The organism is Herbaspirillum sp. CF444 (assembly GCF_000282135.1).
In the GTDB taxonomy this organism is placed as follows: domain Bacteria; phylum Pseudomonadota; class Gammaproteobacteria; order Burkholderiales; family Burkholderiaceae_D; genus Herbaspirillum.
On sequence record NZ_AKJW01000059.1, the window covers coordinates 126247 to 139713 of the forward strand.

Consider the following 13467-nt stretch of genomic DNA (forward strand, 5'->3'; position numbering starts at 1 on the left):
GCTGAAGCATGAATCCTTCACGCCTGTTCATTCTCCGGCCGGTCGCCACGTCGCTGCTGATGCTGGCGATCCTGCTGGCCGGCATCGTGGCCTACAAGCAGTTGCCGCTGTCGGCGCTGCCGGAAGTCGATTACCCGACCATCCAGGTCGTCACGCTGTACCCCGGCGCCAGCCCCGACGTGATGACTTCGTCGGTGACCGCGCCGCTGGAACGCCAGTTCGGCCAGATGCCTGGCCTCAACCAGATGTCGTCGACCAGTTCGGGCGGCGCATCGGTCATCACGCTGCAATTCAACCTCGACCTCAGCCTCGACATCGCCGAACAGGAAGTGCAGGCCGCGATCAATGCCGGCGGCAACCTGTTGCCGTCCGACTTGCCCGCGCCGCCGATCTACAGCAAGGTCAATCCGGCCGATACGCCTATCCTGACGCTGGCGGTGACCTCCAAGACCTTGCCGCTGCCGAAGGTGCAGGATCTGATCGACACGCGTCTGGCGCAAAAGATTTCGCAGCTCTCCGGCGTCGGTCTGGTGAGCTTGTCCGGCGGCCAGCGTCCTGCCGTGCGCATGCAGTTGAATCCGCGCGCCATCGCCTCGCTGGGCATGAACCTGGACGACATCCGCACCGCCATCGGCAACGCCAACGTCAATCAAGCCAAGGGCAGCTTCGACGGTCCGACGCGCGCATCGACCATTGATGCCAACGATCAGTTGAAGTCCGCCGACGAGTATCGCAACCTCATCATCGGTTACAAGAACGGCGCGCCGATCCGCGTGTCCGATGTGGCCGACGTGGTCGACGGCGCGGAGAACATCCGTCTCGGCGCCTGGGCCAACGATTCCGCCGCGGTGATCGTCAACATCCAGCGTCAGCCCGGCGCCAACGTGATCGCCGTGGTCGACAGCATCAAGAAGATCCTGCCGACGCTGCAATCCAGCTTGCCGGGCGCCATCGACGTGCAGATCCTGACCGACCGCACGACCACCATCCGCGCCTCGGTGGACGACGTCAAATTCGAGCTGCTGCTGTCGATCGTGCTGGTGGTGATGGTGATCTTCATCTTCCTGCGCAACATTCCGGCAACCATCATTCCTAGCGTGGCCGTGCCGCTCTCGCTGGTGGGCACCTTCGGCATCATGTACATGGCCGGTTTCTCGATCAACAACCTGACGCTGATGGCGCTGACGATCGCCACCGGCTTCGTGGTCGACGATGCGATCGTCATGATCGAGAACATTTCGCGCTACATCGAAGAGGGCATGGAGCCCTTGCAGGCGGCGTTGAAGGGCGCGCAGCAGATCGGCTTCACCATCATCTCGCTGACGTTTTCGCTGATCGCCGTGCTGATTCCGCTGCTGTTCATGGGCGACGTGGTGGGACGCTTGTTCCACGAATTCGCCGTCACGCTGGCCGTGGCGATCCTGATCTCGGCGGTGGTATCGCTGACGCTCACGCCGATGATGTGCGCGCGCCTGCTGCATCACGTGCCGGAAGAAAAACAGGGCTGGTTCTATCACAAGAGCGGCGCTTTCTTCGACCGCATCATTGCGCGCTACGGCGTGATGCTGGAATGGGTGCTTAACCGCCAGCGCTCCACGCTGCTGGTGGCGCTGGGCACGCTGGCGCTGACCGTGCTGTTGTATGTCTACGTGCCCAAGGGTTTCTTCCCGGTGCAGGATACCGGCGTGATCCAGGGAATTTCCGAGGCGACGCAGTCGGTGTCGTTCGGCGCCATGGCCGAGCGTCAGCAAGCGCTGGCGAAGGTCGTGCTGGAAGATCCGGCGGTCGACAGCCTGTCGTCCTTCATCGGCGTTGACGGCATCAACGCCACGCTCAACAGCGGGCGCATGCTGATCAACCTCAAGCCGCATGACCAGCGCGACCTCAGCGCCAGCGACATCATCCGTCGCCTGCAGCCCAGGCTGGCCGAAAAAGTCCCCGGCATCACCCTGTACATGCAGCCGGTACAAGACCTGACCATCGAAGACAGCGTCAGCCGCACGCAATACCAGTTCACGCTGGAAGACGCCAATGCCGGCGAACTCAGCACCTGGGTACCGAAGCTGGTGGAACACCTGCGCCAGTTGCCGGAACTGGCCGACGTTGCCAGCAACGTCCAGGACCAGGGTTTGCAGGCCTACGTCGAGATCGACCGCGACGCCGCTTCGCGCATGGGCATCACCACGGCGGCGATCGACAACGCCTTGTATAACGCCTTCGGCCAGCGCCTGATCTCGACCATCTACACGCAATCGAATCAGTACCGCGTGGTGATGGAGGTCAAGCCGGAATTCCAGAAGGGCCCGGATGCGCTCAACAGCATCTTCCTGGTCGCCTCCAACGGCAACCAGATTCCGCTGGCCAGCATCGCCAAGGTGACCGAGCGCACCGCGCCGCTGGTGGTCAATCACCTCGGCCAGTTCCCCGCCGCGACCGTATCGTTCAACCTGGCGCCGGGATCATCGCTGGGCGAAGCCGTCAAGGCCATCGTCGCCGCCGAGAAGGACATCAATCTGCCCGACAGCATCGTCACCAACTTCCAGGGTGCGGCGCTGGCCTTCCAGGCCTCGCTGTCGAATACCCTGTGGCTGATCCTGGCGGCGATCGTCACCATGTACATCGTGCTCGGCGTGCTGTACGAAAGCTACATCCATCCGATCACGATCCTGTCGACCTTGCCGTCGGCGGGCGTGGGGGCGTTGTTGTCGCTGATGATCTCGCGCAATGACCTTGGCATCATCGGCATCATCGGCATCATCTTGCTGATCGGTATCGTCAAGAAGAACGCGATCATGATGATCGACTTCGCGCTCGAAGCGGAGCGTAACGAAGGCAAGACCCCGCGCGAGGCGATCTATCAGGCTTGCCTGTTGCGCTTCCGTCCGATCCTGATGACGACCATGGCGGCCTTGCTGGGCGCGTTGCCGCTGATGCTGGGCACCGGCGTCGGCTCGGAACTGCGCCAGCCGCTGGGCATCACGATGGTGGGCGGCTTGCTGGTGTCGCAGGTGCTGACGCTGTTCACCACGCCGGTGATCTATCTGGGCTTCGACAGCCTGGCCAAGCGCATGCGCAAGCGTTTCGGCAAGGACAAGCCCGGCCATGCCGACGATCTCGACGACAGGGACGACAACGCGCCTTCCGCACCTTCGGCACCGGCGCCATCCTTGCCGCCGCACGCCTGACGCCGAAACGACATAAGACAGCATGAATATTTCGCGTCCCTTTATCGAGCGGCCCATCGCCACCACCTTGCTGACCATCGGCATCGCGCTGGCGGGGATGGTGGCGTTCCGGCTGTTGCCGGTGTCGCCCTTGCCGCAGGTCGACTATCCAACCATTTCGGTCTCCGCTTCGATGCCCGGCGCCAGTCCGGAAACCATGGCGGCCACCGTCGCCACGCCGCTGGAGCGGGCGCTCGGCGCCATCGCCGGCGTCACCGAGATGACCTCGTCGAGCTCGCTGAACTCCACCCGAATCACGCTGCAGTTCGATCTCAACCGCGACATCGACGGCGCCGCGCGCGACGTGCAGGCCGCGCTGAACGCCGCGCGCAACCTGCTGCCGTCCGGGATGCCAAGCAACCCGAGCTACCGCAAGGTCAATCCTGCGGATGCGCCGATCCTGATCCTGGCGCTGACGTCCGACACCATGACGCAAGGGCAGATGTACGACGCCGCCGACAGCATCCTGGCGCAGAAGCTGTCGCAGGTGCGCGGCGTCGGCCAGGTCAGCGTGGGCGGCAGCTCGCAGCCGGCAGTGCGGATAGAGCTGAATCCGACCGCGCTCAACAAATACGGCATCGGCTCGGCCGACGTGCGCACGGCCGTCGCCGCCACCAACGCCAATCGCCCCAAGGGCATCGTCGAAGACGGCGACCGCAACTGGCAGATCTACGCCAACGACCAGGCCAAGACGGCCGCCGAGTATGCGCCGCTGATCGTCTCGTACCGCAACGGCTCGCCGGTGCGCGTGCGCGACGTGGCCGAGGTGCGCGATTCGGTGGCGGACTTGCGCAACGCCGGTTCGGCCAACGGCAAGCCGTCGGTGCTGCTGATCCTCAATCGCCAGCCGGGCGCCAACATCATCGAAACCGTCGATTCCGTGATGGCCTTGCTGCCGCAATTGCGGGCATCGATTCCTCATGCCATCAACCTCGACGTGATGATGGACCGCACGCCGACCATCCGCGCCTCGCTCAAGGACACCGAGAAGACCCTGCTGATGTCGATCGCCCTGGTGATCATGGTGGTGTTCATCTTCCTGCGCAACGGCCGCGCCACGCTGATCCCCAGCGTGGCGGTGCCGGTGTCGCTGATCGGCACCTTCGGCGTGATGTACCTGCTGGGCTACAGCCTGGACAACCTGTCGCTGATGGCGCTGACGATCGCCACCGGTTTCGTGGTCGACGACGCCATCGTCGTGCTGGAAAACATCTCGCGCCATATCGAGCAGGGCATGAAGCCGGTCAAGGCGGCGTTGATCGGCGCGCGCGAAGTCGGCTTCACGGTCTTGTCGATGAGCATCTCGCTGATCGCGGTGTTCATCCCCATCCTGATGATGGGCGGCATCGTCGGCCGGCTGTTCCGCGAATTTGCGGTGACGCTGTCGGTCGCGATCCTGGTCTCGCTGCTGGTGTCGCTGACGACCACGCCGATGATGTGCGCCAAGCTGCTTAAACGCGAGGGCGAACAAGAGCGCAAACCGGGCAGATTCTTCTCCGCCGTGGAGCGGATGTTCGACGGCATGCTGCGCGGCTACGAACGTTCGCTGGCGTGGGCGCTGCGCTTCTCGCCGCTGATGATCGTCATCCTGTTCGCTACCATCGCGCTCAACGTCTACCTGTATGTCATCGTGCCCAAGGGCTTCTTCCCGCAGCAGGATACCGGCCGTCTGATCGGCGGCATCCGCGGCGACCAGTCGATTTCCTTCCAGGCGATGCGCATCAAGCTCAATGAGTTCATCGAGATCGTGCGTCAGGATCCGGCGGTGGACAACGTGACTGCTTTCACCGGCGGCGGGCGGCGCAACGGCGGCAGCATGTTCGTTTCGCTCAAGCCCTTGTCCGAGCGCAAGATATCGGCCGACAAAGTGATCGCCCGTTTGCGCGGCAAGCTGGCGCACGTGGCCGGCGCCAACGTCTTCCTGCAGGCGGCGCAGGATATTCGCGTCGGCGCGCGCCAGAGCGATTCGCAATACGAATTCACGCTGCAATCGGATGATCTGGAGATGCTGCGCACCTGGGAGCCGAAGATACGCCTGGCGTTCTCCAACCTGCCGCAACTGGAAGACGTGACCACCGACCAGCAGGACAAGGGTTTGCAGACCACGCTGACGATAGACCGCGAGACAGCCATCCGCAGCGGCGTCACGCCGCAGTTGATCGACGCCAGCCTGAGCGACCTGTTCGGGCAGCGGCAGATTTCCACGATTTACAGCGGCATGAATCAGTACCACGTCGTGATGGAAGCTGCGCCGCAGTATTGGCAAAGCCCGGAAATCCTCAACAACACCTACGTCAGCCTGGCCAACAGCACCGCCAACCTGTCGCCGACGACTTCGGCGCTGGGCACGCCGCCGGCGCTGACGGCGGGCGGCAAGCTCAACGCCAACTCGTCGCTGGCCCTGACGCTGTCGACGGCGGCATCGACGCAGGTGCCGCTGACATCGTTTTCGCGTTTTGCTCCGACGACGACGGCGTTGAGCGTCAATCACGAAGGCCAGTTCATCGCGTCGACGATTTCCTTCAACCTGGCCGAAGGCGTGTCGTTGTCGCAAGCCACCACCGTGATCAACGATACGCTGGCGCGCCTTGGCGTGCCGACGGCGGTGCACGGCGCGTTTGCCGGCACCGCCAATGCCTTCCAGGCGTCGATGGGCAGTCAGCCTTTGCTGATTCTGACGGCCTTGCTGGCGGTGTATATCGTGCTCGGCATCCTGTATGAAAGCCTGGTGCATCCGATCACCATCCTCTCGACCCTGCCGTCGGCGGGCGTCGGCGCATTGCTGGCCTTGCTGGCAACCGGGACCGACTTCAGCCTGATCGCGCTGATCGGCGTGATCCTGCTGATCGGCATCGTCAAGAAGAATGCCATCATGATGATCGACTTCGCCTTGCAGGCGGAACGTACGCGGGGACTGTCGCCGCGCGAAGCGATCTTCGAGGCGTGCAGCCTGCGCTTCCGTCCGATCATGATGACCACGATGGCGGCGCTGCTGGGCGCGATACCGCTGGCGCTGGGTACCGGCGACGGCGCCGAGCTGCGCCAGCCGCTGGGTATTTCCATCGTCGGCGGCCTGATCGTCAGCCAGATGCTGACGCTGTACACCACGCCGGTGGTCTATTTGTACATGGAGCGTTTTCGCCTGTGGAGCAAGAAGCTGTTTGAGCGGACCACGGCGCGCCGGGCGAATTCAGGTGCACACTAAGCGCGCTTACGGAGAAATGAAAATGAAACAACGTAAAATCAATCGCCTCTTCTTGCTGACGCCGCTGGTGGCGGCATTGGCCGCCTGCACGCTCGGTCCCGACTATGTGCGTCCGACGATGCCGCCGGCGCCGACCGCCTTCAAGGAACTGCAAGGCTGGAAGCCGGCGCAGCCGAATGAGCTGGCGCTGAACGGCAAGTGGTGGGAAATGTTCAACGATGCGCAACTCAACGCGCTGGTGGAACAGGTCGATGTGTCGAACCAGAACCTGGCCGTGGCCGAAGCCAATTTCCGCAAGGCGATGGCGCTGGTGCAAACCGCGCGCGCCGACTATTACCCGACCGTGGGGCTGAGCGCCAGCAAGACGCGCTCCGCCACGTATACCGCGGCGGGAAAATCGACCACCAAGGACAGCTACGCGCTGTCGCTCAATGCCGCCTGGGAGATCGACGTCTGGGGCCGCGTGCGCCGCAATGTGGAATCGAATGAAGCGAGCGCGCAAGCCACCGCTGCCGATCTGGCGGCGGCACGCCTGAGCGCACAGGCGCAATTGGCGCAAAACTACCTGCAATTGCGCGTGCTCGACGCCCAGCAGCAACTGCTGGAAGACACCGTCGCAGCCTATCAACGCTCGTATCAACTGACGCAAAACCAGTACGCCGCCGGCATTGTCGCCAAGTCCGACGTGATCCAGGCGCAGACCCAGCTCAAGACCGCACAGGCGCAAGCCTTGGACAACGGCGTGCAGCGCGCGCAACTGGAACATGCGATCGCCTTGCTGGTGGGGCAGCCGGCATCGAGCTTTGCCATCAAGCCGTCGCCGCTGACGGCCACGGCGCCGCCGATCCCGCTGGCGATGCCGTCGATGTTGCTGGAACGTCGTCCCGACGTGGCCGGCGCCGAGCGTCGCGTGGCCTCCGCCAATGCACAGATCGGCGTGAGCGAAGCCGCGTATTATCCTGATTTTTCATTGACGGGATCGGCCGGCTATCTGAGCACCAACGGCATCGCCAATCTGTTCAACGTGCCGAGCCGCGTATGGTCGCTGGGTCCGCAGATCAGCCAGGTGATCTTCGACGGCGGCGCCGGCAAGGCCGCCACCAACCAGGCCATTGCGACCTATGACGCCGCCGCCGCGACCTACAAGCAGACCGTGCTGACCGCGTTCCAGGAAGTGGAAGACAATCTCGCCGCCTTGCGCATCCTGGAGCAGGAGGCCGCAGTGCAGGACGAGGCCCTGCAATCGGCGCGCCTGGCCGTGACGCTGGTCACCAATCAATACAAGGCCGGCACCGTCAGCTATGTCAGCGTGATCACGGCGCAGGCGACCGCGTTGGCCAGTGAACGCTCGGCATTGGATATCCTGTATCGCCGCATGGCTGCGAGCGTGCTGCTGACCAAGGCCCTGGGCGGCGGCTGGAGCGATCAGAATATCGCGGACATGGGCAAGCTGGCGACGCAGTCGGAACAGAGCAAGAAGAATTAAGCAGGGAGTCGCCCAGGCGCAGGGCTGAACGTCTTGCGCTTATTTTTTGTCGTCGGTCGCTGCGACGGCTGCAAGATCCCATACGACCTCGGCCGGCACCGCACCGCGCAAGGCATTGCAGACCACCACGGCTTGCGCGCGCCGCAGTTCGTCACGCGTCACGCGCCGCTCGCTGACGGCCCATCCCGGATCCCGCAGCAGCACGGTGCGCATCACGCCGGGCAAGACGCCGGCGCACAGCGGCGGCGTGTACCAGCGGCCGTCCAGTTGCACCAGGACGCTGCTGCGTCCGCCTTCCGTCAACTCATCGCGTTCATTGAAAAACAGCATGTCGAAGCCGCCGTGCCGCTCGGCGGTTTGCCAGGCGTTGTCATACGCGGTGCGCACTGAACTTTTGTGCTGCAGGAACAGTTCATCGCTCTGCATGACATCCGGCGCGACGAACAGCTTGACGCGCGGCGGCAGTGGCGCCAAGGCGCCTTGCTGCACTTGCAGCGCGCCGTCCGGCAGCAACGCCAGCCGTAAGCGATGCGGCGTGGCCGGCGGTAGTTGCGCGCAGGACTGCTGCAATGCCGCGCGTATCAACGCGGCATCAAACGCGAAGCCGAAATAAGCCGCCGACGCTTGCAGGCGTTGCAGGTGCAAATCGAGATGGCGGCAGCCGTCTTCATGCGTGGCGTAAATGGTTTCGAATAAGGTGAAATCGCTGCCCAGGCCGGTCAGGAACGCGGCCTTGAGGAGGCATTCGGCATATTCGTCGGCGGCGTTGCTGTCGTAGACGATGCCGGCGCCGACGCCCATTTCGCCGCTGCGCACGCCGTCTTGCGGCGCCTGCAATACCAGGGTACGGATCGGCACCGACAGGCAAAAGTCGCCGATGGAAGCGCCATCTTGAGCAGCGTCGAACCAGCCGATGGCGCCGGTATACAGTCCGCGCGGCGTGCTCTCCAGTTCGCGGATGATTTGCATGGTGCGCCGCTTGGGTGCGCCGGTGATCGAGCCGCAGGGATAGAGGGCGGTGAATAGTTCGGCAAGCGTGGCGTCGGGACGCAGTTGCGCCGTGATGGTCGAGGTCATTTGCAGCACCTGGCCAAAGCGTTCGACGGCGAACAGATGCGGCACCGCGACCGAGCCGTTCACTGCAATTCTGCCGAGGTCGTTGCGCAGCAGGTCGACGATCATCAGGTTTTCGGCGCGATTTTTTTCATCGTTCGAGAGCGCGTTTGCGCGAAGCTTGTCTTCTTTTGCATCGCCGCTGGCGCGGGCGGTGCCTTTCATCGGCTGTGCATGCAGCGTGCCACGTTCGTGACGCACGAACAGTTCCGGCGAAAACGACAGAACGCAGCGCCCGTCCGGCAAGCGGATGAAGGCGCCGTAGGGCACCGGCTGGCGCGCGCGCAGCTTGTTGTACAAGGCGGCCGGCGCACCGTACATGTCGAAGTGCAGGCGGTAGGTGTAGTTGACCTGATAGGTATCGCCGGCGGCAATGTAGTCGCGGATGCGCGCGATGTCGTCGGCGAACTGCGTTTCGTCCACGCTGGCGCGGACGTTGGCGACGCCGCTTGCCTGCGCAACGTCGGCATCGGCTTGCTCTTGCAGCCAGGCAGTGGTTTCAGCCGCGGTCAGGTGCCGGCATTGCTTGAATAGCAAGATTTCTGCCTGTGCCGGTTCAGCATCCCTGGCTGCCGGATGAGGATCAATGCCATGCAGTCCGGCGCCCAGTTCGTAGTGCAGCAAGGAGACCGCGTACAAACCGCCCTGGATCGCCTTCTGCATGTCGGCAAGCAGCGCCGGAAGTCCAGCGGCGCTGCGGCAGCTCAGCGTGGCGTGATAGCCCGTGTAGAGGCGCGAGCGCGGCGTAGCGGCACGCACATCGTTGTCGTCGAGCAAGGCAAAGCAGGGGGGCTGCATCATAGCGCAAAAAACGGAGCAAATTCACAAAGGATGGCAAGTATGGCGTATTGCGTGAGGCATTGCCCCATGCCCGGCACCGGCAGCATCATAGCTTAAACGGTATACTGAAGGGCATTTCACGGTATCCGGACCGGTCGCCCGGATAGCGGCAATCAAGGCAATCAAGACCCACTTTCCACTCTCATTTTCTTCCGATGGCATTTCCGCGCACATTCACCATTCCCCTGATCGTTGCCTGCGCCTTGTTCATGGAGCAGATGGATTCCACCGTGATCTCCACGTCGCTGCCGGTGCTGGCGGTGGACATGGCGGTCGACCCGATTTCGCTGAAGCTGGCGCTGACCTCCTACCTGGTGAGCCTGGCGGTATTCATCCCGATCAGCGGCTGGATGGCGGACCGCTTCGGCGCGCTGACGATTTTCCGTTCGGCGATCTGCGTGTTCATGATGGGCTCGATCCTGTGCGGCATTTCGCAAAACCTGCCGGAGTTCGTCGCAGCGCGTTTCTTCCAGGGCATCGGCGGCGCGATGATGGTGCCGGTCGGCCGCTTGGTCATCTTGCGCAGCGTCGACAAGGCCAACCTGGTCAAGGCGCTCAGCTACCTGACGATTCCTGCGATGTTCGGTCCGGTGCTGGGGCCGCCGCTGGGTGGTTTCATCACGACCTACTTCCACTGGCGCTGGATTTTCTTCATCAATATCCCGATCAGCATTCTCGGTCTGTACCTGGCCACGCGTTTCATTGAAAACAAGAAGGAAGCGCAGGTCGCGCCGCTCGACTGGCCCGGTTTCATCCTGTCGGCGCTGGGATGTTCGCTGCTGATGATGGGACTGGCGACCGCCGGCCGTCATCTGGTGTCGGGCGATATCTCGCTGGCCTGCGTCGTGGTCGGCGCGCTGTCGCTGGTGGCCTACGTCTGGCATGCGCGCCGTACCGAATATCCGCTGATCGATCTGAACCTGTTGAAGATCACGACCTTGCAGGCCGGCGTCGGCGGCGGTTCGCTGTTTCGCCTGGGTATCGGTGCGATTCCTTTCCTGTTGCCGCTGATGCTGCAGCTCGGTTTCGGTTTCAGTGCTTTTCATTCCGGGCTGCTGACGTGCGCCTCGGCGGCCGGCGCCATGTTCATGAAGACGATCGCGGCGAAATTCCTCAAGCGTTACGGCTTCCGCCGCGTGATGATCATCAATGGCACCTGCGGCGTGATTTCGCTCGCGGCCATCGGCTTGTTCACCCAGACCACGCCGTACGCCGTCATGCTGATCGTGCTGCTGGTCGGCGGCTGCTTCCGTTCCTTGCAGTTCACCAGCCTCAATGCGATCTCTTATGCCGACGTCGATACGCACAAGCTGAGCCAGGCCACCAGCATCGCCAGCGTGGCGCAGCAGTTGTCGGTGGGCATGGGCGTGGTGCTGGGCGGTTTCGCCTTGCAGACCTCGAATCATTTGCAGGGGCATGCCACGCTGGTGGCGCAGGACTTCTGGCCCGCCTTCCTCACGGTCGCCGTGGCGGCTTCCTTTTCGATTCCCTTGCTGATGCGCCTGCCCGCGAATGCAGGGGCCGAACTGGCCGGGCGCGGTCCCGGATCCGCCTCTGCGGCAAAACCGACATCGGCCTGAAGCGGAAGAACAAGCGCGCCATGCAACTCAAATACAGCGTCTTTCCCCTCGGAGCGGTACTGATCTGGGCCGGCAACACCATCGTCAGCAAAATGTCGGCGGGCCTGATCGAACCGGCGGCGATTTCCTTTTACCGCTGGCTGCTGGCGGGGCTGATCCTGACGCCGCTCTTGTTGAAGCCGGTATGGCGGCAACGCCGCGCGATCCGGTCGCACTTGCTGAAAGTCCTCGTGCTGGCCTTGCTCGGCATGGTGCTGTATCAGAGCCTCGCGTACTTCGCGGCGGCCACTTCGTCGGCGACCAGCATGGGCATGATCGCTTCGCTGATGCCGTTGCTGACCCTGCTGCTGAGCAGCCTGTTCCTGCGCGAGCCGCCGACCTGGGGCACGCTCGTCGGCGGCGTGCTGTCGCTGCTGGGTTTGATGATCCTGATCGGCAAAGGCCATCCGATGCAGTTGTTCGAGCACGGCGTGGTGTTCGGCGACATCCTCATGCTGTTGGCGACGCTGGCATATGCGCTGTATGGCGTGTTGCTGCGCAAGTGGGCGTTGCCGATTGCTTCCTGGCATCTCTTGTATCTGCAGATCTGGATCGCCGTGGTGTTGCTGTTCCCGCCGTTCCTGTTGGCGCCGCATTCGCCGGTGACGGCGGCCAATCTGCCGCTGCTGCTGTATGCAGGCATCGCCGCATCGATCATTTCGCAGATCCTGTGGATGAATGGCGTCGCGCATCTGGGCGCCAGCCACGCGACGGTGTTCATGAACCTGTTCCCCATTTTTACCGTCATAATTGCCGTGGCGGCTCTGGACGAGTCCGTGCATTCGTATCACGCAATCGGCGGCGGCATTACGCTGATCGGCGTGCTGCTGGCGCAACTGCTGAAACAAAGGATAGTCCGCCCGGCCGTCCGATCGACATGCAAGAAGGAACAAACATGATCAATGCAAACATGATCGTCAATTGCACTGCCTACAAGAGCGGCAAGAAGCTGCGCGACATCACCATCGAAGAAATCAGCGACGTCCTTGAAGAGGACAATACCTTCGTCTGGGTCGGCCTGCTGGAGCCCAGCGTCGAGCTGATGCAGAAAATCAAGGAAGAGTTCTGCTTGCACGAACTGGCGGTCGAAGACGCTTACGCGGCGCATCAGCGGCCCAAGATCGAAGAGTACGGCGACACGCTGTTCGTGGTGCTGCAAACGGCGCAGGTCGTCGACGCCGTGGTGCAGTTCGGCGAGACGCATATTTTCGTGGGCGCGCGCTTTGTCGTGTCGGTGCGGCACGGCTCGTCGAAGAGTTACGTCAAGGTGCGCGAGCATTGCGAAAGCCTGCCGGATCGTCTGGTGCGCGGCCCCAGCTACGTGCTGTATTCGATCATGGACTTCGTGGTCGATAACTACGGCCCCATCATGGACGATCTTGAGGCGCGTTTCGACAAATTCGAATCGGAACTGTTCGAACGCGATTCCGAGCGCGCCCACTTGCAGGATCTGTATCAGTTGAAGCGCCAGCTCATCAAGATCCGTTCGGCGGCGGTACCCTTGTTGGACGTCTGCACGCAGTTGCTGCGCTTCCATGAAAACATCATCACCAAGGAAGGCAAGATCTACTTCCGCGATATTTACGACCACGTGGTGCGCCTGATCGAAACCGGCGACCGCTTGCGTGAAATGGTGGCGGCCGCGATGCAGATCGATCTGGCCCAGGTGACCATTCGCCAGAACGAAGTCGTCAAACGCCTGGCGGGGTGGGGCGGCATTTTGGCGATTCCGACGATGGTTTTCAGTTTGTACGGGATGAATTTCAAGTTCATGCCCGAGCTGGAGTGGCACTGGGGTTATCCGGTGGTGCTGGCCGGGATTGCCGGTTCCTGCACCTGGCTGTATTTCCGTCTGCGCCGCGTTGGCTGGTTGTAGTCGACTACGTGCCGATGCCGCAATTTTGACGGGGCGGATGTGACCATAATGCCGTTTATTGAAGCCTGTTTTCCTGAAGCCGTCGTCCCAGCGAACGCCGGGAT

The 13467-nt window shown here is 62.8% G+C and carries 7 protein-coding genes; 6 read left to right on the forward strand and 1 reads right to left on the reverse strand.

Features of this window, described 5'->3' with window-relative positions; all coding sequences use genetic code 11:
* Nucleotides 1–8 precede the first annotated feature (8 nt).
* The 3 genes from PMI16_RS12410 to PMI16_RS12420 are packed head-to-tail and all read left to right on the forward strand — an operon-like array spanning nucleotide 9 to nucleotide 7915.
* On the forward strand, nucleotides 9–3185 hold the full coding sequence (locus tag PMI16_RS12410) for an MdtB/MuxB family multidrug efflux RND transporter permease subunit (RefSeq protein ID WP_007879955.1): 3177 nt from the start codon (nucleotides 9–11) through the stop codon (nucleotides 3183–3185).
* Between the two features lie 22 nt (nucleotides 3186–3207).
* Nucleotides 3208–6429 (forward strand): efflux RND transporter permease subunit, encoded by a 3222-nt coding sequence (locus PMI16_RS12415; protein ID WP_007879956.1) that lies wholly within the window; start codon nucleotides 3208–3210, stop codon nucleotides 6427–6429.
* Nucleotides 6430–6451: 22 nt separating this feature from the next.
* Complete coding sequence (locus PMI16_RS12420) at nucleotides 6452–7915, forward strand: efflux transporter outer membrane subunit (protein ID WP_007879958.1); 1464 nt, start codon at nucleotides 6452–6454, stop codon at nucleotides 7913–7915.
* Between the two features lie 39 nt (nucleotides 7916–7954).
* Here PMI16_RS12420 and pabB read toward each other — a convergent pair whose 3' ends face one another.
* A complete protein-coding gene (pabB, locus tag PMI16_RS12425) occupies nucleotides 7955–9829 on the reverse strand; it encodes an aminodeoxychorismate synthase component I (protein WP_007879959.1) in 1875 nt (624 codons plus the stop codon).
* A 194-nt stretch (nucleotides 9830–10023) separates the two neighbouring features.
* On the opposite strand from pabB, the gene PMI16_RS12430 reads away from it, so the two are divergent.
* Genes PMI16_RS12430 through corA form a run of 3 tightly spaced genes read left to right on the forward strand, consistent with a single transcriptional unit; the run spans nucleotide 10024 to nucleotide 13363 of the window.
* On the forward strand, nucleotides 10024–11448 hold the full coding sequence (locus PMI16_RS12430; protein ID WP_007879961.1) for a DHA2 family efflux MFS transporter permease subunit: 1425 nt from the start codon (nucleotides 10024–10026) through the stop codon (nucleotides 11446–11448).
* Nucleotides 11449–11468: 20 nt separating this feature from the next.
* On the forward strand, nucleotides 11469–12386 hold the full coding sequence (locus PMI16_RS12435) for a DMT family transporter (protein WP_007879962.1): 918 nt from the start codon (nucleotides 11469–11471) through the stop codon (nucleotides 12384–12386).
* Nucleotides 12383–13363, forward strand: a complete 981-nt coding sequence (corA, locus tag PMI16_RS12440) for a magnesium/cobalt transporter CorA (RefSeq protein ID WP_007879963.1) — start codon at nucleotides 12383–12385, stop codon at nucleotides 13361–13363. The genes PMI16_RS12435 and corA overlap by 4 nt, the downstream gene beginning before the upstream one ends.
* Nucleotides 13364–13467: the final 104 nt, after the last annotated feature.